19 protein-coding genes, 1 other RNA gene and 1 pseudogene are annotated in these 21,462 nt (G+C 61.3%); 18 read left to right on the top strand and 3 right to left on the bottom strand.

Annotation, left to right across the window (positions count from 1 at the left end):
• Window positions 1-114: 114 nt before the first annotated feature.
• Both rnpB and DWV20_RS01160 read left to right on the top strand, forming a co-directional pair.
• An RNA gene (rnpB, locus tag DWV20_RS01165) (RNase P RNA component class A) lies at window positions 115-476 on the top strand.
• A gap of 351 nt (window positions 477-827) precedes the next feature.
• Window positions 828-1,466, top strand: coding sequence for a YigZ family protein (locus DWV20_RS01160; RefSeq protein WP_199581726.1), 639 nt, complete (start codon window positions 828-830; stop codon window positions 1,464-1,466).
• 67 nt (window positions 1,467-1,533) lie between these two features.
• On the opposite strand, the gene DWV20_RS01155 is transcribed toward DWV20_RS01160, so the two are convergent.
• Entirely contained in the window at window positions 1,534-1,980 is a 447-nt protein-coding gene (locus DWV20_RS01155) for a C-GCAxxG-C-C family protein (protein ID WP_118256164.1), read from the bottom strand.
• Between the two features lie 234 nt (window positions 1,981-2,214).
• Here DWV20_RS01155 and DWV20_RS01150 point away from each other — a divergent pair, with 234 nt between their 5' ends.
• The 4 genes and pseudogenes from DWV20_RS01150 to DWV20_RS01135 all read left to right on the top strand — a co-directional run.
• Complete coding sequence (locus tag DWV20_RS01150; RefSeq protein ID WP_118256163.1) at window positions 2,215-3,498, top strand: O-acetylhomoserine aminocarboxypropyltransferase/cysteine synthase family protein; 1,284 nt, start codon at window positions 2,215-2,217, stop codon at window positions 3,496-3,498.
• Between the two features lie 141 nt (window positions 3,499-3,639).
• Window positions 3,640-4,944 carry an MFS transporter gene (locus tag DWV20_RS01145; protein WP_118256162.1) on the top strand — a complete coding sequence of 435 codons (1,305 nt, stop codon included), beginning with the start codon at window positions 3,640-3,642 and terminating at the stop codon, window positions 4,942-4,944.
• Window positions 4,945-5,101: 157 nt separating this feature from the next.
• The gene (locus DWV20_RS01140; protein WP_117765859.1) at window positions 5,102-5,680 is read left to right on the top strand and encodes a xanthine phosphoribosyltransferase; all 579 of its coding nucleotides are present in this window, start codon (window positions 5,102-5,104) and stop codon (window positions 5,678-5,680) included.
• A gap of 155 nt (window positions 5,681-5,835) precedes the next feature.
• Window positions 5,836-6,144, top strand: a pseudogene (locus DWV20_RS01135) (peptide chain release factor-like protein); the annotation flags it as partial.
• Between the two features lie 21 nt (window positions 6,145-6,165).
• On the opposite strand, the gene DWV20_RS01130 reads toward DWV20_RS01135, so the two are convergent.
• Together DWV20_RS01130 and DWV20_RS01125 are read right to left on the bottom strand one after the other, a co-directional pair.
• A complete protein-coding gene (locus DWV20_RS01130; protein ID WP_118256161.1) occupies window positions 6,166-7,128 on the bottom strand; it encodes a diacylglycerol kinase family protein in 963 nt (320 codons plus the stop codon).
• 86 nt (window positions 7,129-7,214) lie between these two features.
• Complete coding sequence (locus tag DWV20_RS01125; protein WP_192934557.1) at window positions 7,215-8,636, bottom strand: chloride channel protein; 1,422 nt, start codon at window positions 8,634-8,636, stop codon at window positions 7,215-7,217.
• A 211-nt stretch (window positions 8,637-8,847) separates the two neighbouring features.
• Here DWV20_RS01125 and glp point away from each other — a divergent pair, with 211 nt between their 5' ends.
• The 12 genes from glp to DWV20_RS01065 all read left to right on the top strand — a co-directional run bounded on the left by glp (window position 8,848) and on the right by DWV20_RS01065 (window position 21,426).
• Window positions 8,848-10,110 carry a gephyrin-like molybdotransferase Glp gene (gene glp / locus DWV20_RS01120; RefSeq protein ID WP_118065486.1) on the top strand — a complete coding sequence of 421 codons (1,263 nt, stop codon included), beginning with the start codon at window positions 8,848-8,850 and terminating at the stop codon, window positions 10,108-10,110.
• A gap of 10 nt (window positions 10,111-10,120) precedes the next feature.
• Window positions 10,121-10,600, top strand: coding sequence for a molybdenum cofactor biosynthesis protein B (locus DWV20_RS01115; RefSeq protein ID WP_117786467.1), 480 nt, complete (start codon window positions 10,121-10,123; stop codon window positions 10,598-10,600).
• Between the two features lie 204 nt (window positions 10,601-10,804).
• Window positions 10,805-11,677, top strand: coding sequence for a molybdate ABC transporter substrate-binding protein (gene modA / locus DWV20_RS01110; RefSeq protein WP_117773612.1), 873 nt, complete (start codon window positions 10,805-10,807; stop codon window positions 11,675-11,677).
• 68 nt (window positions 11,678-11,745) lie between these two features.
• A complete protein-coding gene (gene modB, locus DWV20_RS01105) occupies window positions 11,746-13,188 on the top strand; it encodes a molybdate ABC transporter permease subunit (protein WP_233539743.1) in 1,443 nt (480 codons plus the stop codon).
• A 3-nt stretch (window positions 13,189-13,191) separates the two neighbouring features.
• On the top strand, window positions 13,192-14,262 hold the full coding sequence (locus DWV20_RS01100; protein WP_118256159.1) for a sulfate/molybdate ABC transporter ATP-binding protein: 1,071 nt from the start codon (window positions 13,192-13,194) through the stop codon (window positions 14,260-14,262).
• 431 nt (window positions 14,263-14,693) lie between these two features.
• Window positions 14,694-15,977: a double-cubane-cluster-containing anaerobic reductase gene (locus tag DWV20_RS01095; protein ID WP_118256158.1), complete on the top strand. Its 1,284-nt coding sequence runs from the start codon at window positions 14,694-14,696 to the stop codon at window positions 15,975-15,977.
• Window positions 15,978-16,131: 154 nt separating this feature from the next.
• Window positions 16,132-17,295 (top strand): double-cubane-cluster-containing anaerobic reductase, encoded by a 1,164-nt coding sequence (locus tag DWV20_RS01090; RefSeq protein WP_118256157.1) that lies wholly within the window; start codon window positions 16,132-16,134, stop codon window positions 17,293-17,295.
• A 154-nt stretch (window positions 17,296-17,449) separates the two neighbouring features.
• A complete protein-coding gene (locus DWV20_RS01085; RefSeq protein WP_118256156.1) occupies window positions 17,450-18,214 on the top strand; it encodes an acyl-CoA dehydratase activase in 765 nt (254 codons plus the stop codon).
• A gap of 70 nt (window positions 18,215-18,284) precedes the next feature.
• Window positions 18,285-19,334 (top strand): selenide, water dikinase SelD, encoded by a 1,050-nt coding sequence (selD, locus tag DWV20_RS01080; RefSeq protein ID WP_118256155.1) that lies wholly within the window; start codon window positions 18,285-18,287, stop codon window positions 19,332-19,334.
• A gap of 58 nt (window positions 19,335-19,392) precedes the next feature.
• On the top strand, window positions 19,393-20,019 hold the full coding sequence (yedF, locus tag DWV20_RS01075; RefSeq protein ID WP_118256154.1) for a sulfurtransferase-like selenium metabolism protein YedF: 627 nt from the start codon (window positions 19,393-19,395) through the stop codon (window positions 20,017-20,019).
• A gap of 19 nt (window positions 20,020-20,038) precedes the next feature.
• Window positions 20,039-20,290: a DUF3343 domain-containing protein gene (locus DWV20_RS01070; RefSeq protein WP_118256153.1), complete on the top strand. Its 252-nt coding sequence runs from the start codon at window positions 20,039-20,041 to the stop codon at window positions 20,288-20,290.
• Window positions 20,287-21,426: an aminotransferase class V-fold PLP-dependent enzyme gene (locus tag DWV20_RS01065; protein WP_118256152.1), complete on the top strand. Its 1,140-nt coding sequence runs from the start codon at window positions 20,287-20,289 to the stop codon at window positions 21,424-21,426. Before DWV20_RS01070 ends, DWV20_RS01065 begins: the two co-directional genes overlap by 4 nt.
• Window positions 21,427-21,462: the final 36 nt, after the last annotated feature.

Raw genomic sequence — 21,462 nt, 5'->3', positions numbered from 1 at the left:
TGAATGTGGGAGGTGTTCGGATAAAGTCGATAATCAAGGGTTCTTGGTTTATCGTGTCGAGCGTTTGCGTTGTGCCATTGCCTGCGGCAACGGTGTGTTACACTCTTGCACTGCTGAGTGGGCCAGACGGTCGCGCGATGTGCTGCTTGCAGTACGCGTGAGGAAAGTCCGGGCTCCAGAGGGCGGGATGCCGGCTAACGGCCGGGCGGAGTGATCCGACGGAAAGCGCCGCAGAAAAGAAGACTCCCACCTGCGCCGCAAGGCGTAAAGGGAAAAGCTGAAACGGTGGTGTAAGAGACCACCAGCGTCGTGGCAACATGGCGGCTTGGCAAGCCCCATCCGGAGCAAGCGCGAATAGGAACGCTATGGGCCGGCCCGGTCCGCGTTCGGGTAGCGTGCGTGGAGCTGCACGGTAACGTGCAGACAAGATAAATGACCGTTCACGACAGAACCCGGCTTACAGGCCCACTTAGCAACTATGTTGACGCTGCGACGGCGTCAGCTGGCCGATTTGGCGCTCATTCGTCGGTCGCCGCCATAAGGCGTGCTCCCTCCTCTTTCGGGCCAAATCGACTCAGCTGACGCCGTCTCGCTGTCTTTATCTGATCATCGATAGCCTCATTTTTGTTGCGGCCTCGCCTTTCAAGGCACCTTGCTCACGCTGACGGGTTCTCGCTTTCGTTGACGGAATCATCGGCGGTTCCGTTCTTAGCGTTTCGCTGCCTTTGCCTGGTCATCGGCGTCGCCGTTCTTTTTACCGGGGTTATCGGTACGGCCTTTGCCGTATTATTGAGGCTGTTTGTTTCTTTGCTTGTTGTTGAGGGGCTTTGTTGGACAGCTATTTTACTCTGCAATCGAATATTGAGGTTTCGGGCGAGTTTGTGGACCGCAAGAGCCGGTTTATTGCCCAGCTGGTCCATATTGAGTCCGAGGACGAGGCGAATGCCTTTATCGAGATGGTTCGCAAGCGTCATTACGACGCTCGACACAATGTTCCCGCGTGGATTTTGGTCGATGGACGCGAGCGCCAGAGCGATGATGGTGAGCCGAGCCGCACGAGCGGTATGCCGACACTCGAGGTGTTGCGCGGTGCGGAGCTCAAAAATGTTTGCTGCGTAGTGACACGCTATTTTGGTGGTACGTTGTTGGGGCCCGGTGGCTTGGTGCGCGCCTATACCGCGGCGACGCAGGCGGCGGTGGCCGCGGCTCAGGAGGCCGGGCAGATCGTCGAGATGACGAGTGTCGTGCCTGTTGACGTGCATGTGGCCTATCCGCAGTATGAGCAGGTGCTTCGCTTGGCCCAGGATTCCGGTGCCAAGGTTTCGGATACCGAGTACGCGGATGCTGTGACACTTCATTTGGTGTTTAAGGCGGGGGAGCAGGAGCCGTTTTGCGTTAAGATGCGCGAGCTTATGGCGGGGCGCGAGGAGATTGAGGTCAGCGCTCCCGAGTTTGCTGAGTTCTAACGACGACGGCCGGCGTGCATTTGGATGAATCCCAAGCGCGCCGGCTGTCGTTTTATGTTGCTGCCGTTTACTCGGCGAGCTGCTTTAGCACATCGCAGGCGATCTCGACGGCATCGTCGATGCAGCCGGGGCAGCTGCGGAGCGGACCCTTGTCCGATCCGATGCCCTTGAGCGTGCCGCAGACGGTCGTCGTGTTCTTCTCGCCAAAACGCTTGGCGATTTCGCGCGACAGCTTGTAGGTATGGCCCTTGGTCTTGGGGTTTTCCATGCCATCGCTCATTACAAAGCCCATGATGGCCACGGCACCCGAGATGGCGCCGCAGGTTTCGGTCATGCCGCCCATGCCGGCGCCAAAGCCCTCGGTGAGGGTAAAGGCGACCTGGGGGTCGAGCCCGACGGCGGGCGCGAGCGTGCAGGCGACGGCCTGCGCGCAGTTAAAGCCGCGGGCGTGGTACTCGGCAGCCTGAGCCTGACAGGCGGTGATGTCGAGCTGGGCTGTATCGATTTGCTTCATCGGTGTCTCCTTGATTACGGTGTACCCGCCTATGGTACCCTTGCTGGCGCATTCGCTTATCGAGACCGCAGTGCATATCTCATTGTTTTTCGCCATCGAACACTTTCTTAAGATTTGGGACAAATAAACCTGATTAATTTGTCCCATAACCTATCGGCGGGATGGGTTGAGAGGGGTGCGGGGTAGCGGTATCGTGAACCGAATAAAAACAAAACCCAAGTAAGGGAGTTGGATATGAGCGAGCAGACCATCGGAACTACATGTGTTCAGGGCGGCTATCATCCGGGCGATGCGGAGCCGCGCCAGGTGCCCATCTACCAGTCCACCACGTGGAAGTACGACACGTCCGAGCACATGGGCAAGCTGTTTGACCTGGAGGAGTCGGGCTACTTCTACAGCCGCCTGCAGAACCCCACGTGCGATCTGGTCGCTGCCAAGATCTGCGAGATGGAGGGTGGTACCGCGGCGATGCTCACGAGCTCGGGCATGGCTGCGAACTTCCTCGCGATCTTTAACGTGGCCGGTGCCGGCGATCACGTGGTCGCGAGCTCTGCCATCTACGGCGGTACCTACAACCTGCTTGCCCATACCATGGGCCGCATGGGCGTTACCTGCACGTTCGTTGCTCCCGACTGCACCGATGAGGAGCTGGAAGCAGCCTTTCAGCCCAACACCAAGCTCGTCTTTGGCGAGACGATCGCCAACCCTGCCCTTGCCGTGCTCGATATCGAGCGTTTTGCCAAGGCCGCGCATGACCACGGCGTGCCGCTGATGGTCGACAACACCTTCCCGACGCCTGTGATGTGCCGTCCCTTTGAGTGGGGCGCCGACATCGTCACGCACTCCACCACCAAGTACATGGATGGCCATGCAGCCTACCTGGGTGGCGTGATTGTCGACCACGGCCAGTTTGACTGGATGGCCCATGCGGACAAGTTCCCGGGTCTCACCACGCCCGACGAGAGCTACCACGGCGTGACCTATGCCGAGAAGTTCGGTCGCGAGGGCGCCTTCATTACCAAGGCCACCGCGCAGCTCATGCGCGACCTCGGCCCTATGCAGAACCCGCAGGCGGCGTTTTTCCTGAACAGCTCGCTCGAGAGCCTGCATGTGCGCATGCCGCGTCATTGCGAGAATGGCCTGGCCGTTGCCAAGTTCCTGCAGAGCCATCCCAAGGTGCGCTTCGTGAGTTATCCGGGCCTGGAAGGCGACAAGTACTATGACCTGGCTCAGAAGTACATGCCTAGCGGTACCTGCGGCGTTGTGAGCTTTGGCTTTAACGGTGGTCGTGCGGCGGCCGAGACCTTTATGAAGAGCCTTAAGCTCGCCCAGATCGCTACGCACGTGGCCGATGCGCGCACCTGTTGCTTGCATCCGGCAAACGCCACCCATCGCCAGATGAACGATGAGGAGCTCATCGCCTGCGGTATCTCCGCCGACATGGTGCGCCTGTCGTGCGGCCTCGAGGACACGGCCGATCTGATTGCCGACCTTGAGCAGGCGCTCGAGCAGTGCTAGGCTAGCGTTCGCATAAGGCGCCGATGCTGGCAGAAAGCTTCGGCGACCTTTCGTTCCGATTCCGTAGGCGGGACCCCAATCGCGACTGTTTACAGGCGATTGGGGCCCCGTTTTTGCGTTGCGCCACTCGAAAGGATGGATATGGAGAAAACCGCAGAGCGGCTGCGCCGCGAGCGTATTGCCCTAGAGGGCGACACCCATGGCAAGAACAAATGGGCGATTCTGTTTACCGTGCTCATCATGACGTTTATGGCGTGCCTGGATTCGACCGTCGTGACCGTGGCACTGCCCGTGATGCAAAAGGAGCTGGGCGTGGGCCTCGACCGCATCCAGCTGGTGAGCTCGGTGTATCTGCTTGCGACATGCGTGGCTATGCTGCCGTTTGGCCGTCTGGGCGACGTGCGCGGCAAGGTGGGCGTATTCCAACTGGGCGTCATCGTCTTTACGGTCGGCTCGCTGCTGTGCGGCCTTTCGGCCTCGCTCGAGGTTCTCATTCTGGCGCGCATTGTTCAGGGCGTCGGTTGCGCGGCGGCCATGGCCAACAACATGGGCATCATCACCGAGTCGTTTCCGGCGCGCGAGCGCGGTCGTGCCATGGGTATCCTCGCGACTTTCGTGGCCCTCGGCATGATGTGTGGTCCCGTGCTCGGCGGCATGCTGGTGGCAAGCTTTCCCTGGGAGAGCATCTTCCTCATCAACCTGCCCATTGGCGTCATCTCGTTTATCGTGGGGCTTTACACACTGCCGCATGTTAAGCCGGAGGCCGGCGAGCGCCCCATGTCCCTGATCGAGGCCGCTCGTCGCTGCTTTTCAAATTCGGCCTTCACCATCAACCTTGCCTGCATGCTCATCGTGTTTGTTGGCATTGGCGCATCCGAGTTTATCCTGCCGTTCTATTTTCAGGACGCCCACGGCTTTGGTTCCGACATTTCCGGACTGCTCTTTTTGGCGCTGCCAATGGTGAATGCCTTTATCGGCCCGCTTTCGGGAACGGTTTCGGACCGTGTTGGCTGCGAGGGTCCCACGGCGGTCGGCCTGGGCGTGTATGTGTGCGGTCTCTTTGCGGTAAGCACGCTCGACGAGCACTCTTCTATCCCTGTGATCGTGTGCTGCGTCGCATTTATGTCGTGCGGTACGTCAATTTTCCAGAGCCCCAACAACTCGCTGTACATGGGCTCGGCTCCGCGCGAGGCACTTGGCTTTGCAGGCAGCTTGGGCAGCTTGGCGCGCTATGCGGGCATGGCGCTGGGTATTACGGCAGGTTCGCATATCCTGTATGGGCAGATGAGCGTGGCGATGGGCGAGGCTGTGACCAGTTTTGTTGCAGGCCGTCCGGATGTGTTCCTGTTTGGTTTCCGTTCGGTGTTCTACGTGCTTATGGCTGTGGCCGCTGTGGGCTTTGCGCTCGCCATGGTGCGTTTGGTGAGGATGCGCGCCCGCCATTAGCGTGTTGGGAGGCTGTCTGCCACGATTCGCGCCGTCCCAAAAAGACTGGTTTGTGGTGCGATGCGGCTTGTGGGGCAGGCGGGGGTCGGTCCGTGGTAGACTATCGAACAACGTTTATTAATCGCGCGGTATCGTTGCCGCGAGAAGGGGTTGCGCCATGCAGGAGCTTGAGGATCGTATTCGCCATGACGGCATCGTAAAGGCCGGTAACGTCCTTAAGGTTGATGCCTTCCTCAACCACCAATGCGACGTTGAGCTGTTCGACCACATGGGCGCCGAGTGGGCCCGTCTGTTCGAGGGCGTCGAGATCAACAAGATCCTGACGATCGAGGCTTCGGGCATTGGCATGGCTTGCATTGCAGCCCAGCATTTTGGCGGCGTGCCGGTGGTCTTTGCCAAGAAGGCCCAGTCCATCAACCTCGACGGCGAGCAGTATGCCACGACCATTTACTCCTTTACCAAGCAGAAGGAGTACCCGGTCATCGTTGGCAAGCGCTTTCTGTCCGAGGGCGACAAGGTCCTGATTATCGACGACTTCCTGGCCAACGGCTGCGCGCTCGAGGGTCTTATCAAGATCTGCGAGGCTGCGGGTGCAGAGGTGTCCGGTATTGGCATTGCGGTGGAGAAGGGCTTCCAAGGCGGTGGCGATAAGCTCCGCGAGCGCGGCTTCCGCGTTGAGAGCCTGGCCCGTATCGCCGATATGGACTGCGATACCGGCGAGATCACCTTCGCCTAAGCGTGTAACACAAGCGATTGGTATGCGATGTGACAAAGGGACTTTCCCTTTGTCACATTTTTTGTATGAGGGGAGGTGTTGATATGGATGAGAACAAGATGGGATGGCGCGAGTATGCGCGCTATGCCGCGATGGCGGCCGAAGAGTTGGCGCGCGATTGCGAGGTGCAGGTGTTTCGCGCTACGGGCCCGGGTGGTCAGGGTGTGAACACAACGGATTCAGCGGTGCGCATGAAACATATCCCTTCGGGGATTACCGTGACGGCGCGCGAGAGCCGCAGTCAGTTCCAAAACCGTAGTAGCTGCCTGCGTAAGCTGCGCGCTGAGCTTGAGCGTCGCGGGCGTCCACCGCGCCGACGCGTAAAGACCAAGGTACCCCAGCGCTCTCGCCAACGCAGGCTTAATGACAAGCACTTCAAAGCCATTAAAAAGGCCAACCGTCGCAAGCCGGGCAGCGACGAGTAGCCGTTTGTCCCGCTGGCCTTGCTAGCGGGCGGGGTGCCAAACTTGGAGGGCGCTGCCGAGGACGTCGACCTCGATGCGCGAGGCGACGATGGGCTCGCCGTCGGCCTGGATGGGGTAGTCGGGCTCCTCAAAGGTGAGCTCAACATGGCGGCAGCGGCGCATGCGAACCGGCGGCAACTTGGTATGGTGGCCGTCCTTGGCCGAAAGGAACATGGGCAAGGCGACCGCGCGAGGGACAGGGCCGCATGCGTAGCAGACGTCGAGCATGCCGTCGCAGGGGTCGGCATCGGGGCAGATGCGATAGCCCGAGCCATACGTGGGGCCCAGCTGAATCGCCATGATGATCGCCCTCACGCGCTCGGCTGGTGCGCCATCAAAACTGATGGTCATGGGGTAGTTGCGGTAGCGCAGGCCAAACTGCTCAAGTCCCGATAGGGTGTAGAGTGGAGCGCCAGTGAGGCCCGTCTTTTTGCGCAGCTCGGTGGTGCCAAGGCCGATGGCGGCATCGATGCCGACCGAAAGCGTCTGGTCGTAGTACTCAACGATCGCCTCGCCGTTGCCGCTCGCAGGGCTCCACGAGCGAATGCGCCCGATGTCCTGACGCTGCAGCTCGCAGGTGAGCAGCGCGCCAAAGTCCTTGCCGGAGAAATCGTCGATGCCGAGCGTCTGGGCAAAATCGTTGCCGGAGCCCACGGGCAGGACGGCAAGGGCGGGCCGGACCGCCTCTTCTTGCGCCATCAAGCCGTTGACGACCTCGTGGATCACGCCGTCGCCGCCGAGTGCGATAACCGTGCGGTATCCTTGGGCCCGTGTGGCAAGTTCCTTGGCGTGTCCCATGCGCTCGGTCAGCACCAGGTCAAACTGGGATGCGCGCGCGGTCATGTCCAAAAAGCGCTGCAGGCGCTCAGCGACCTCGCGCGCCGCACCCGATTGGGCGGCGGGGTTGGCGATGATGAGCGTGCGACCAAAATCAGTTGCGTGCATGGGGCGACTCCCGGCGTGTGACATGACAGTGCGGTCGCGCTCAGGTCGAATTGCCCCCGATTGTGGCTGCACGGCGATTATTACATCTACTCTATCAGGTCGTTGTGGCGCTCGATAGCATCCGCTACCGTACCGCCCTCATCCACAATAAGCGAACGGCGCTTGGGTGAGATGATGCGCTGGGCGGGGTACACGCCGCGGTGTCCGCCGGTTAGGTAGCTGATAAAGGCCACGATGACAAAGAACCCGGCAGCCGTGCCGTGGAACAGGTCGATGGCCATCATGCAGGTGGTGATGGGCACGTTGAGGCCGGCGCAGAACACACCGAGCATGCCGAGAGCCGCCAGAAAACTGGGGTCAAGCCCGGTAAGGCAACCGATCCAGCCACCGAGTGCCGCACCGATGCCAAACAGGGGCGTGACCTCGCCGCCTTGGAAGCCCGCGCCCAGGGTAAGCGCTGTGACGACCAACTTGATGGCTGCGTCCGCCAGGGTGGTGTTGCCTGCAAACCCGGCGCCGGAAAGCCACGTGGAAAGGCCGGCGTAGTCCCAGGCGTCGAGGAGGGCGTAGGCGGCCAAAACCACGAGTGCGCCTATGAGTGCGCGAACGAGGTAATTGGTGATAAAGCGGCCGTACAGGCTCTTGACGGTACGAACCGACCAGGCAAAGAGACGTGCGGTGAGACCAAAGATGATGGCGCTGATGACTACGATGACAACCGTCCGTGGTGTCATGTTGGGAACGCTGGCGATGACATTCGCCTCGTACTCGGTTCCCAAGGCAAGCGACGTAAAGTAGCCGGTAAACGAGGCGACCAGGCAGTAGATGCCCGCGGTGTAGTCGATCTTGCCGATAAAGCACATCTCCATGCCAAAGAAAGCTCCAGCAAGGGGTGAACCGAATACGGCGCCAAAGGCCGACGAGATGCCGGCGAGCATGAGGTCGTGGTGGTCATGCTTTTTGAGGTGGGCGAGGCTCGAGATGTTGCTGGCGATGGTGCCGCCAATCTGCACCGCAGCTCCCTCGCGACCGGCCGACCCGCCCGTTAGGTGCGTGAGCGTGGAGCAGACGAAGGTGAGAACGGCCATGCGCATATGGATGAGGCGTGTGCCCAGAGCGGAGTCGATGACCAGGTTGTTACCGCGTTTGGCGGCAAGGCCGTGGTTTTTGTACACCCATGCGGTGGCAACGCCCACAACGGGAAGCAAGGCGTAGACCCATGCATGGTGCTCGCGATAGTCGGTCGCGATATTCAGCGAGGTCAAAAACGCCCAGGCGGCAACGCCCATGGCGAGCGAGACGATGACGACGAGTGTGAGCAACTTGGCGCTCGCGAGTAGGTTGCGGGCGTTGCGGCGCGTGTCGGCGGCCAAGAGATGCTCGGAGCGGGTGAGCTGATGCCTGCCGGCCATGATGACGTCGTTCAGGGAGAAAAAGCCGCCGTCGTCGAGCGACTGAGAATGATCCTGCGCTTCGTTTGCGCTTTCGGGTTTGTCGGTAAAAGTCATACGTTCCTCTTTTGGGTTGCAACACGAGCATTATAAAACGCGGTAAACGCGACGAGCCGGTGGGTTGGTTTTGGTTTTGTTTCGCGGCTTGCGGCCGACAGATGTATTTGCGGCCGCGGGCCAGGTCTTGAGCAGGCGGCGAGGGATTATACTGAGAGAAACATAAAGAATCGGCGCTTTTGTTGCGCGCCGCAGCATGCTAGAGGTGTATATGGCTGAGAAACTCATTCCGTTGGAGGACGCGCAGGCGATCGTCTTGTCGCACGTGAATCGCACCGAAGTCGTCGAGATTCCCGTGTGGCAGGCCGCCGGTCTTCCCTTGGCAGAGGATGCGGTGGCCGATATCGACATCTCGCCGTTTGCCAACAGCGCTATGGACGGATATGCCGTGCGCTCGGCGGACTTGGCGCAGGCATCTGGCGAGGCGCCGGTGACGCTCGACGTTATCGGACACGAGGCTGCGGGCCATGTGTTTGAGGGCACAATCGGCGCGGGCGAGACGGTCCGCATCATGACGGGCGCGCCGGTACCCGAAGGTGCCGATGCCGTGGTGAAGTATGAGATCGTCGATGTGCTCGTCGGTGACGGCAACGAGGGTTCGCGTGTGAGGTTCTCGGCGCCTGCCAAGGTAGGGGAGAACGTTCGCTCTGCCGCCGAGGAGGCCCATGCCGGCGATGTTGTGATGCACGCCGGCGAGGTCGTGGCTCCGGCGGGCGCCGGCTTGTTGGCGAGCGCCGGGTATGCGAGCGTGAAGGTGCATGCCGCGCCGCGTGTGGGCATTATCTCGCTGGGCACGGAGCTGGTCGCGCCGGGTGAGCTGCCGGCGCGCGGGCAGATTCGCGACTCCAACTCGTCGGCGTTGATGGCCGAAGCGCTCGATGCAGGAGCCGAGCCCGTGTTCTACGGCATTGCGCCCGATGATGAGCAGGCGATTGCCGAGCTGGTGCATCGCGCCGTGCTGGAGTGCGATTTTGTCATTACGAGCGGTGGCGCCTCGGCAGGCGACTACGACTACGTGACGGCGCTCGTCCGGCGCGAGGGCGAGGTGCTGTTCGATCGCATCTCGATGCGTCCGGGCAAGGCCATCACGTTTGGCTTGCTTGGGGGTAAGCCCTACCTGGGACTTTCAGGCAATCCGGCCGCGGCGTATGTAGGCTTTGAGATGCTTGCGCGTCCGGCGATCCGCAAGATGCGCGGCTTTGCCGAGGGTACGCGTCCCGTGCAGCAGGCGACGCTCACGCACGGCGTGAAAAAGCGACAGCATCGCCGCTTCTTCGATCGCGCCACGGTTTTGCGCGACCCCGAGACCGGTGAGCTGTTGGTGACCGAGGCCAAGACGCAGAATTCGGCGCTGCTCGGCACGATGCAGCGGGCTAACTGCCTGTTGCGTGTTGACGAAGGACCGTGCGACCTCAAGGTGGGCGATGTCGTGGACGTTGTTCGCGTCGACCTGCCCGAGGGCGCCGTGTTGTAAGAGGAATGCTATGGAGCTGAAGATATCGATCGTGACGTGCTCGGATACGCGCGATCTTGCCCAGGACGAGGCTGGAGCCGCACTCGAGGAACTTATCGAGGCGCAGGGCTGGACGGTCGCCTCGCATGTGGTCGTGCGCGACGACGTCAGCGAGATCGGTGATGCCATTGTGGAAGCCGCCGATGAGTGCCACGCCAATGTCGTGCTCACCTGCGGCGGCACGGGGCTTTCGATGCGCGATGTGACGCCCGAGGCGACGCGTACCGTCTGCGATCGCGATGTGCCGGGTATTGCCGAGGCGATCCGTGCGTACTCCATGACCAAGACGCGCCGCGCCATGCTCTCGCGCGCCGTGTGCATGCAGCGTGGGTATACGCTTGTCATCAACTTTCCGGGATCCACGAAAGCGGCCCGCGAAAGCTGGGAGGCCGTGAGCGACCAGCTGGAGCATGCGGCCCAGATGACGGCGGGCGGCGGGCACACCAAATAAGCGCACTACCTGCGGCGGAGCGACCTTGCGAGTCGCTCCGCCTTTTTATGCATCGACAGCGCGGGCCGTCTCGTGGTTATTGGTAAAAGAAAATTATCAGGCGAGAAATCTTTATCACTGATATTATTCGCACGAAAGTATAATCTAATTACAGAATAAAGCTCGCGGTGGGGTACCCGGGCACAAGGTCCGAAAGGGTTGAACATGTTCGATATGGTTTCTCGCCGCGGATTCGTCTCGCTTTCTGCTGTCGCCGCTGCCGGCCTTGGTCTTGCCGGCTGCTCGGGCAACAATACGTCCGAGCCGGCCGGATCCGATGCCGGTTCTGCTAAGGCATCTTCCAAGAAAGCTGTCGAGCTGCAGGTCTTTGCCGCCAACTCGCTCGAGAAGGCTCTGCCCGAGGTTCAGGAGCTTTATACCGACCAGACCGGCACCGCCTTTGCCGACACGCAGTTCAAGGCCTCCGGCGACCTCGTCGAGCAGATGCGCGCCGGTGCCGCCGTTGACGTGCTCATCACAGCCTCCAAGGGCACCATGGATGACGCCGAGGCCGCCGAGCTCGTCGACGCCGACACCCGTGAGGATATGTTCGTCAACGACCTCGTGATCATTCGCGCTGAGGGCTCCGACACCAAGGTCGAGGCCATCGCCGACGTCGCGAATCTGGACGGCAAGATCGCCATTGGCGACGCCAAGACCGTTCCCGCCGGCAAGTACGCCAACCAGGCCCTGGCCTCCGTGGGCCTCTACACCGGCACCGAGGGCGACGACGGCGAGTACGCCCCCGAGATCGCCGACAAGGTGGCCCTGGCCGACAAGGTCGGCACGGCTGCGTCTTACGTCTCTACAGGCGACTGCGTGGCTGGCTTTGTCTACAGCTCCGACATCTACCGCTACGACGGCATCGAGGAGGCCTTTGTGTGTCCCGAGGACTCGCATAAGCCCATCGTGTATCCGGGCGCTGTCGCCGATGGCTCCGAACATGCCGACGAGGCCAAGGCGTTTATCGACTTTTGCCTGTCCAACAAGAAGGCCCAGAAGATTTGGGCCAAATACGGCTTTGAGCTTTCCGCGTAGTGCGGCTTGGCGCGATAATTCCATCGTTTTGTGTTTAACTCCGTCCTTGTATTCTCTTGGAGCTTTTTGTGCTTAATAGATTCCGCATGCTTGTCGCCTGTGCTTTGACCTTCGCGCTTTGCTGGGTGCCGGGATTTGCGTTTGCTGGGGACGCCGAGGACGGGGCCCAGGTTGCTGCGACCGCTCATGGGCTTTCCTATGGGATCGAGGGTTTTGAGCGGTTGGCCAAGGGGACCGCTCGTGCCATGGAGGGCCAGCCTGAGGGCTACCGGTTTCCCGTTGACGAGGACGTGGACCTTGTAGTGGCGCCTGCTGCCGATCGCGTTGTGGTGTGGATATCGCCCAAGGCGGTCGAGAAGTATGGATTGGATCCGCAGGACAACGAGTGCGTATCGGGCCTCAAGGCCCTCGTCTGTGAGCTCGACAGCGCAAACTGCATGGGAGGTGCGCAGCTGGGGGACGTGGATCTTCCTTGGTATGTCACGGCGGAAACAACGTTTGATGCCGGCGGGTATACCTATGGCTTTGACGAACGCGGTGCGGATGGGGACCGCTATGTGGTGATTGCATCGGCCTCGGGTGATGCCAAGGGCGGCGCGCGTTGGCTTGATAGCGCTCAAATGGTAGAAGCATCGTCAGTCGTGTTGCGGAATGAGCAGGGGCCCTTGACCTCTTTGGCCTCCTTTTTAGGCGGCATCGACTACCGCCCGTTTTGGGTGTCTATCAAAACGAGCGGCCTTGCCCTGCTGATTGCCTTTGCACTGGGCTTGTTTGCCGCGTGGAAGACTATGGGTACCTCGAGTCGCATCAAGGGCCTGCTCGATTCGGTCTTTACGATTCCTATGGTGCTGCCGCCCACGGTCTGCGGCTTTCTGCTCCTCATGCTGTTTGGCCGCTCGACCGGGGTGGGCCAGTGGCTCATCGCGCACGGCATCTCGATCGTCTTTACCTGGCCCGCGGCGGTCATTTCGGCCGTCGTTGTGTCGTTTCCGCTGGTCTACCGCACGGCGCTCGGAGCCTTCGAGAGCCTCGACACGCAGATGCTCGACGCCGCGCGCACGCTCGGGTGGTCCGAACGTCGCATCTTTACCAAGCTTATGATGCCGCTCGGCTGGCCCTCGATTGCCGCCGGTACGGTGCTCGCCTTTGCCCGCGCCATGGGAGAGTTTGGCTGCACGCTGTTCTTTGCGGGCAACTATGCCGGCATTACGCAGACCATTCCCATCGCCATCTACTTTGAGTGGATGGGCGGCAACACGTCGGTGGCCCTCTTTTGGGTCGCCGTCGTGATCGTGTTCAGTTTCCTGGTCATCCTATTCATCAATATGTACACCGCTCATTCGCAAAAGTATCGCGAGCGGGGCCTTTCTCGTGTGGAGCGCAAGCAGGCCAAAGAGCTCGCCGGACGGGGCGATTCGCTCGACCCGGCGGGCGGCGATGCACTGCGTATCGATCGCGAGGCGCTGGCCGAGCTTATGCGCGATGATACGGTCGCAAAGGGAGGTCGATAAGCCATGTCGCTCGTTCTGGATATCAAAAAGCGCTATCCCGGCTTTACCCTCGACATCCAACTCGAAGCCGGCGAGGAGCGCGTTGGCTTGCTCGGCGCCTCCGGATGCGGCAAGAGCTGCACGTTGCGCTGCATTGCCGGCGTGGAGACGCCCGACGAGGGCAAGATCGTCGTCAACGGCGTGACCTTTTTTGACTCGGCGGCGGGTATCAACCTGTCGCCCCAGGAGCGAAAATGCGCCCTGCTGTTCCAGAACTATCAGCTGTTTCCCAACATGACGGTGGCCGATAACGTATGCGCCGGTGTTAAGGATGCGGGTGACGTCGCCGCGCGCAAAAAGCTCGCCGAGCGCTATCTGGGCATTTTCGGTCTGGCCGATTTTGCCGACCGCTATCCCGCGCGCCTCTCGGGCGGTCAGCAGCAACGCGTGGCGCTTGCGCGCATGGTGGCGGCGCATCCGGGCATTTTTATGTTCGACGAGCCCATGAGCGCGCTCGACGCGTATCTCAAGAGCGCGCTTGAGCAAAACATGCTCGATCTGTTCGATGTATGCAACCGAACCGTGCTCTACGTGAGCCACGACATCGACGAAGCGTGCCGTCTGTGCGAGCGCATCTGCGTGATGCACGACGGGCATATGGAGGAGATCGGCTCCGTCGAGGACGTGGTCCGCCGGCCGCAAACCTTGGCTGCGCTGCGCCTGACGGGCTGCAAGAATACGAGTCGCGCGCGCAAGATCGGCGACGAAGAAGTTGAGGCCCTCGACTGGGGCATGACCTTCAACGTGGGCCGTGAGGTTCCCGATAACGTGGCGTACCTGGGTATTCGTGCGAGCTACTTCCATGTGGACAACCGCGCTGAGCGCGGTCGTAACAGTTACGATCTGCATGTGGCCCGCGTGAGCGATTCGCGCTTTGAGCGGCTGGTGCTGCTGGACGCGCCGCGTGCCGATGCGCCGACGCGCCTGCAGTGGAAGGTCAACAAAGTGGGCATGCCTGTCGACGAGCTGCCGCAAGCAGGCGAGACGCTGCGCATGCATTTTGATGCCAGCAGGATCCATTTGGTTTGTCGATAGCGCCGGGTAATGCCGTCGGGGGATATAAGCCTCGGCGGCTTTATTTTTGCCGTTCGCCGAATGAGGAATGACAAACTCTTATCAATCAAGATAATTATTTATTAAACGACGGCACACGACGCTGTCGTACGAATGTCAACGGTGTTCGCATGGTCGATGACCGTTGGTATAGTTGACCTCAACTTGTAAAGGAGGGTGCGCACATGCCGCAGACGACATACATTCGCCGCGTTGCCGCGCGTGCCCTATATATGGCTCGGAGCCGCATATGAGCAGGTATGTTCACGGCTCCGGGAGAGACGACGCACAACTAAATAATCGACCGCAAAGCAGGTTCCCTAAAATTCCGGGTTTGAGCACGGTCGGGCAATCGCCGTCCGTCGTGCATCGATACCGCTGTTATCCGTTTTTGGTTCGAGAGGGGAACCGTTATGGCTGAAGAATTTGATTTCCATCCGATGTGGGAGAGCCTCGGCATGAATCTTGCCGACCACGACATGCTGCTGGGCGCCGTGGGCCAGATGTACGGCGATATGTTCCTGACGCAGAACAATCGCCCCAAGTCCACGTCCTACCTGGATTTTGTCGCCACCAACATCCATAGCGGCCGTATTAAGGAGATGCTCGACAAGAAGGAGGCCGGCGAGGCCACCAAGATCGTGGGCAGCTTCTGCGTCTACGTGCCCGAGGAGATTGTGCTCGCCTGCGACGGTATCCCCGTGGGTCTGTGCTCGGGTGCCGATTGGGCGACCGACAAGGTCGAGGAGCACTTGCCGCGCAACACTTGTCCGCTCATCAAGAGTTTTGCCGGCTTTAAGCTGGGCGAGGTCTGCCCCTACATTGAGTCGAGTGACTTGGTGGTAGGCGAGAACACCTGCGACGGCAAGAAGAAAGCCTACGAGTTCTTTGCCACGCAAAAGAACATGTACGTCATGGATATTCCCAACGTACACGACGAGTCGACGTTTGTGACCTGGAAGGCCGAGGTCAAGAAGCTCGCCGCCAAGATCGAGGAAGAGTGCGGCGTCACGATTACGCCTGAGCGTCTGAAAGCCGCCATCCACGCCGTCAATGAGAAGCGCCGTGCCCTGCAGCGCCTCGCTGCCACGCGCGCTGCCGACCCAGCGCCCATTAGCGGTCTCGACAGCCTGCTGACCGTTCAGGCCGCCTTTATGGACGACACGCCGCGTCTGACCGGGGCCATCAACGATATGGCGGCTGAGTGCGAGCAGCGTGTCGAGGCCGGCGAGGGCGTGGCGCCCAAGGGGACCAAGCGCATCCTGTACACCGGCACGCCCATGGCCGTGCCCAACTGGAAGCTGTTCAACCTCATCGAGAAGGCCGGCGGCGTTGTGGTAGGCGAGGAGTCCTGCACGGGTTCGCGCTATTACAAGGACCTGGTCGACGAGTCCGGTGAGACGGTTGACGAGATGCTCGATGCCATCGCCGAGCGCTACTTTAAGATCAACTGCGCCGTCTTTACGCCCAACGATCAGCGTATGAAGGACATTGTCCAGATGGCCAAGGACCTGCACGCCGACGGCATCGTCGACGTGGCCCTGCAGTTCTGCACGCTCTACGAGATGGAGTCGTTTGCCGTGGAGAAGGCCGCCGAGGAGGCAGGCATTCCATTTATGCACATCACGACCGACTACGCCGGCGAGGATGCAGGCCAACTGCAAACCAGGATTGAGGCTTTCTTGGAAACCATTTAGGACTATTCGTCCCGGCGGCTTCCCCAGGCACCCGATCTTGCTGTTCAAACCGTCGCTTGCGTACCAAAGTACGCGACGCTCCTCTTTCACGGCAACCTCGGGCACCTGGGAAAGCCGTTTCCTTGGTTGGTTAAAAGGTTTGTTAAGGAGTTATATGTCGGATAATATTGAGCAGCCGTTGCCGTCCACGTTTGAGGAGTTCAACGAGCAACGCAAGGCGGCGTTTATTCGCGTCAAGGATTATAAGCAGGCGGGTAATCGCCTGGTCGGCTTTTTGTGCAGCTATACGCCGCTCGAGATTATCGATGCCGCGGGCGCCTCGAGCGTGGCTCTGTGTGGTACGTCCGACGAGGTGATTCCCGAGGCCGAGAAGGTGCTGCCGGCAAACCTGTGCCCGCTCATCAAGTCTACGTATGGTTTTGCCTATTCGCAAAAGTGCCCGTTTACGTACTTTAGCGACATGATCATCGGCGAGACCACCTGCGACGGCAAGAAGAAGATGTACGAACTGCTCAACGAGCTCAAGCGCACGCACATTCTGCATCTTCCGCAGGGTCGCGATCGTGCCTACGAGCGCGAGGGCTGGTACGAGGAGTGCCGCCTGCTCAAGGAGGAACTCGAGGGCTTCTACGGCATCACGATTACCGACGATGACCTGCGCGCTGCCGTCCGTCGTCGCAACCGTTTGCGTGCGGCTCAGCTCGAGATGTTTGCGCTGCAGGCCAACCAGCCGGCGGCCATGAGCGGCGTCGACCTGATGAGCACCATGTTCGCCGGTACGTTCAGCTTTGATATCGAGGCCTATACGCAGCAACTGGAGCAAAAGGTTGCCAAGCTGCGCGAGGCCTACGACGCGGGCGAGCGCCCGGTTGCGGCGGATGCCAAGCGCATCCTGATCACCGGCTGCCCCGTGGGCGGCGTGATCAACAAGATCGGTCGCACCATCGAGTCCAACGGCGGCGTGGTCGTGTGTATGGATGACTGCTCGGGTGAGCGCACGGCGGCCATGATGGTCGACCCGGATGCGCCCGACATCCTGCGTGCGATCGCCGACCGCTACCTGGATATCAACTGCTCGGTTATGACGCCCAACGACGGTCGTATGGAGAACACGCTGGCCATGTGCAAGAAGTATCACGTCGATGGCGTAGTGGAGAGCGTGCTCCAGGCGTGCCACACCTTTAACGTGGAGAGTGCACGCATGCAGGAGGCCGTCGAGGGTGCGGGTATTCCGTATATGAAGATCGAGACCGACTACAGCAACGGCGACATGGGCCAGATAGAGACGCGCATCGCCGCCTTTATTGAGACGCTCTAGCTTCCTCAGGCACCGGATCTTGCCCCTCAAACCGTCGCTTGCGTACCAAAGTACGCTGCGCTCCTCTTTCTGGGCAACCTCCGGCACCTGAGAAACCTAGAGCTAAGGCGCCTGAGCGCGCCGCTGTCCTTGATGTTTTGATGAGGAGAGAGCCATGATAGGTATCGGGATCGATATCGGGTCTACGGCGGCTAAGGCCGCTGTGGTCGATGGAGAGGGTTCGGTGGCGTGGACGTGCGTGCAGCCAACCGGGTATTCGTCGGTCGATGCGGGGGAGCGTCTGCGCGAGGCACTGGAAGCGGCCGGCTATGACGTGTGCGCCGACGATGTTCGCGTGGTCGCGACCGGCTACGGCCGCATCGCGGTGCCCTACGCTCACAAGGTCGTGACCGAGATCACCTGCCACGGCGTCGGTGCCGTGCGCCTGTTTGGCGATCGCGGCACCGTGATCGACGTGGGGGGCCAGGACACCAAGGTCATCCAGCTTAAAGGCGGCCGCGTGGCCAAGTTTGCCATGAATGACAAGTGCGCTGCCGGCACGGGGCGTTTTTTGGAGATCATGGCCGACCGCCTAGGCATTTCCCAGCAGCAGATGGCCGACCTGGCGCGTTCCGGCGAGCCTACTAAGATCAGCAGCATGTGCACGGTGTTTGCCGAAAGCGAGGTTATCAGCCTGATCGGTCGCGGTGAGCCGCGCGAGAACATCGCGCGTGGCGTGATCGACAGCGTGGTCTCGCGCGTGGCGACCATGGCCGGGCAGGCCGCAGGCGCCCCGTACTACCTGACCGGTGGCCTGTGCGAGAACGCCTTCGTGGTGGAGCGGTTGGGCGAGCTACTGGGGTCGCCGGTGACCACCTCGCCCCAGGCTCGCTTTGCCGGTGCCATCGGCGCGGCGATTCGCGCGCAGGCGCTCAATTAATGCATCCGCCCCAGGCTCGCATTCATGCGTATACTGGGAGAAAATGATTGACCGATGAGAGGAGGTATCGATGGCTGACGATCAGATTAAGCTCACGTCTATGACTGCCGCGAGCGGTTGAGCCGCTAAGTTGGCTCCTGGAGCCCTCGCCCAGGTCCTGGGTGACTTACCCAATGTGCATAACGACAACCTGCTCGTGGGGTTCGATACCTCCGACGATGCGAGCGTCTTTCGCGTTGGCGACAACTTGGGCCTCGTGCAGTCCATCGACTTCTTCCCGCCGATGGTCGACGATCCCTATCTGTTCGGCCAGATCGCCGCGGCCAACTCGCTGTCGGACATCTACGCCATGGGCGGGCGGCCGAGCCATGCCATGAACTTGCTGTGCATCCCGAGCTGCCTGGGCGTCGAGGTTGCCGGCCAGATTCTGGCGGGTGGCGCCGACAAGTGCGTCGAGGCCGGCTGCTCTATCGCGGGCGGTCACACCATCAACGACGACGAGCCCAAGTACGGACTGTCCGTGAGCGGCTTTGTCGCGCTCGATCGGATGCTTGCCAACAGCGGCGCGCGCGTGGGCGATGCGTTACTGCTGACCAAGGCGGTTGGCTCGGGCATCATCACCACGGCCATTAAGGGCGAGCTTATCGAGCAGGACGAGGCCGCAGCCATGTTTGACTCGATGCGCACCCTCAACGAGGCGCCGATTCGCCTGGCCGAGGGACTTGAGCTTCACGGCTGCACCGATGTCACGGGCTTTGGCCTGATCGGGCACGCGTGCGAGATGGCCGAGGGCTCGGGTGTGCAGATTGAGCTTACGTCGGGGGCGGTGCCGCTCTTTGACCAGGTGCTCGATATGGCGCGTCTGGGCATTATCCCCGCGGGCTCCTACCGCAACCAGGATTTCTTTGGCCCGCGCGTGACGGCCGACGATGACCTGGAGCCGGGTATGTTGGATGCGCTGTACGATCCGCAGACCTCGGGCGGCTTGCTCATCGCGGCGCCTGCTGCCGATGTGGATGAGCTTGCGCGCCGTCTGCATGCCGAAGGACGTATCGCCGCCGTCGTCGGTCGCGTGTGCGAGCCGGTGCCAGGCGGTCCTGCCGTCCGCGTTGTCCGTTAACGACACGTTTATTGAGCTATGTACCGTTCTAAAACGATTTATTCGAAAGGAAAAAGCTATGTCTACCAAGATTGAAGTCAATGCCATGGGCGATGCCTGCCCGCTGCCCGTCGTCAAGACGCTTAAGGCACTCAAACAGCTTGACTGCGAGGGTGCCGTGGTGACCTCGGTCGATAACGAGACCGCCGTCAAGAACATCTCCAAGATGGCGCAGGAGAAGGGCTGCACGGCCTCGGTCGAGAAGATTTCGGACGCCGAGTGGCACGTGACTGTCGCGACCGCCGGTGCCGTGGCCGTTGCAGACCCCGAGCAGGACGGTGCCGCTTTCTGCGACGCCAGCGCCGGCAAGGGCAAACTCGTCATTTCCGTCTACACCGACTGCATGGGCCGCGGCGACGACGAGCTGGGCCACAAGCTCATGAAGGCCTTCATCTTTGCCGTGACGCAGCAGGAGGAGCTGCCCGCGACCATGCTGTTCTACAACGGCGGAGCCAAGCTCACCGTCGAGGGCTCGCCGGTACTCGACGACCTGAAGGGGCTGGCTGAGCAGGGCGTCGAAATCCTCACCTGCGGTACCTGCCTGGATCACTTTGGCATTAAGGACCAGCTTGCCGTGGGCGAGGTCACGAACATGTATGTGATCGTGGAGAAGATGGAGCAGGCCGTGCGCGTCGTGCGCCCGTAGCGTATTGGTTGGAGTTGCCATGAGGGAGAAGCGCCCGGCGCTTGTCATCACGTTTCCCACCACGGCGGCCGCCATGGGCTGTGAGTCCCTTTGCATCGAGCGCGGTCTTCCCGGGCGAACGATTCCCGTGCCCGGGGAGGTCGCTGCCGGCTGCGGTCTGGCGTGGAAGGCATTGCCTGCCGATGAGGAGCTGCTGCGCGCCGAGCTTGCCGCGGCGGGCATTCCCACCGAGGGCTATACCGTGATTGATATGTGGGAGGTCGTGCGATGATCTATCTGGATAACGCGGCGACGACCATGCACAAGCCGCAGACGGTCATCGATGCCGTGACGCAGGCGATGTGCTCGCTCGGCAATGCCGGGCGCGGTGCCACGTCGGGCGCGCTCGACGCGGCGCGCACGATTCACGGCTGCCGCACCAAGCTCGCGCGCCTCTTGGGTTGCCCGAGGGCTGACCATGTGTGCTTTACGCCCAATTCCACGGCGGCGCTCAATACGGCGATTAACGGCGTGGTGCGTCCCGGCGACCGCGTGGTCACGACGGTGCTCGAGCACAACTCTGTGCTGCGCCCGCTCAATCGCCTGGCGGCAGAGCGGGGCGTGACCGTTGAGCATGCGGGCTGCGACGCGAACGGCGTGCTCGACTACGACGAGCTCGAGCAGCTGGTCACGCCGGGCACGCGTGTCGTGGTGGTGACGCACGCCTCCAATGTGACCGGCAACGCGGTCGACATTGCACGCGTAGCCGCCATGGCCCATGCGGCTGGCGCGCTCGTGATCGTCGATGCCTCGCAGTCTGCCGGCACGGCGCATATCGATATGCAGGCCATGGGGCTCGACATGGTGTGCTTTACCGGCCACAAGGGGCTCATGGGCCCGCAGGGCACCGGCGGCCTGGCCGTGGCGGAGGGCATTGACGTGGCTCCGTGGGCCATGGGTGGTACGGGCGTGCACAGCTTTGACCCACTGCAGCCGCTTGAGTGGCCCACGCGCCTTGAGGCGGGCACGCTCAACGGCCATGGCATCGCGGGTCTTTCCGCTGGTCTCGACTTTATCGAGGCCCAGGGTGGGGTCGAGGCGATTGCTGCCCACGAGCGTGCGCTCGCTGATCGCTTCCTTGCCGGTGTGCGCAAGATTCCGGGGATTAAGCTCTACGGTGCGTTTGACCAACCCGCGCGCTCGGCGATCGTGTCGCTCAACGTGGGCGAAATCGACTCTGCCGAGATCTCGGATGCGCTCATGCAAGGGTGGGGGATTGCGACGCGCCCCGGAGCCCATTGCGCCCCGCTCATGCACCGTGCGCTGGGGACCGAGCGCCAGGGCGTCGTCCGTTTCTCGTTTGGGTATTTCAACACGGACGAGGAAGTTGACGCCGCGATTGAAGCTTTGCGCGATTTAGCTTGCTAAAGCGTATATACTTGCGGGATGGGCCTTTTGCCCGTC

It is taken from the genome of Collinsella sp. AF02-46-1, from assembly GCF_003465825.1.
In the GTDB taxonomy this organism is placed as follows: Bacteria; Actinomycetota; Coriobacteriia; order Coriobacteriales; family Coriobacteriaceae; genus Collinsella.
This window is presented reverse-complemented; position numbering and strand designations above follow the sequence as displayed.

What these genes read in the sequence shown, in the direction of transcription:
- DWV20_RS01130 (WP_118256161.1), bottom strand. Translation starts at nt 7,128, where the DNA reads ATGCACGCAACTGATTTTGGTCGCACGCTCATCATCGCCAACCCCGCC.
- DWV20_RS01095 (WP_118256158.1), top strand. Translation starts at nt 14,694, where the DNA reads ATGGCTGAAGAATTTGATTTCCATCCGATGTGGGAGAGCCTCGGCATG.
- DWV20_RS01140 (WP_117765859.1), top strand. Translation starts at nt 5,102, where the DNA reads ATGCAGGAGCTTGAGGATCGTATTCGCCATGACGGCATCGTAAAGGCC.
- DWV20_RS01090 (WP_118256157.1), top strand. Translation starts at nt 16,132, where the DNA reads ATGTCGGATAATATTGAGCAGCCGTTGCCGTCCACGTTTGAGGAGTTC.
- DWV20_RS01065 (WP_118256152.1), top strand. Translation starts at nt 20,287, where the DNA reads ATGATCTATCTGGATAACGCGGCGACGACCATGCACAAGCCGCAGACG.
- DWV20_RS01070 (WP_118256153.1), top strand. Translation starts at nt 20,039, where the DNA reads ATGAGGGAGAAGCGCCCGGCGCTTGTCATCACGTTTCCCACCACGGCG.
- glp (WP_118065486.1), top strand. Translation starts at nt 8,848, where the DNA reads ATGGCTGAGAAACTCATTCCGTTGGAGGACGCGCAGGCGATCGTCTTG.
- yedF (WP_118256154.1), top strand. Translation starts at nt 19,393, where the DNA reads ATGTCTACCAAGATTGAAGTCAATGCCATGGGCGATGCCTGCCCGCTG.
- DWV20_RS01100 (WP_118256159.1), top strand. Translation starts at nt 13,192, where the DNA reads ATGTCGCTCGTTCTGGATATCAAAAAGCGCTATCCCGGCTTTACCCTC.
- DWV20_RS01155 (WP_118256164.1), bottom strand. Translation starts at nt 1,980, where the DNA reads ATGAAGCAAATCGATACAGCCCAGCTCGACATCACCGCCTGTCAGGCT.
- DWV20_RS01115 (WP_117786467.1), top strand. Translation starts at nt 10,121, where the DNA reads ATGGAGCTGAAGATATCGATCGTGACGTGCTCGGATACGCGCGATCTT.
- DWV20_RS01150 (WP_118256163.1), top strand. Translation starts at nt 2,215, where the DNA reads ATGAGCGAGCAGACCATCGGAACTACATGTGTTCAGGGCGGCTATCAT.
- DWV20_RS01085 (WP_118256156.1), top strand. Translation starts at nt 17,450, where the DNA reads ATGATAGGTATCGGGATCGATATCGGGTCTACGGCGGCTAAGGCCGCT.
- DWV20_RS01125 (WP_192934557.1), bottom strand. Translation starts at nt 8,636, where the DNA reads ATGACTTTTACCGACAAACCCGAAAGCGCAAACGAAGCGCAGGATCAT.
- DWV20_RS01145 (WP_118256162.1), top strand. Translation starts at nt 3,640, where the DNA reads ATGGAGAAAACCGCAGAGCGGCTGCGCCGCGAGCGTATTGCCCTAGAG.
- modA (WP_117773612.1), top strand. Translation starts at nt 10,805, where the DNA reads ATGTTCGATATGGTTTCTCGCCGCGGATTCGTCTCGCTTTCTGCTGTC.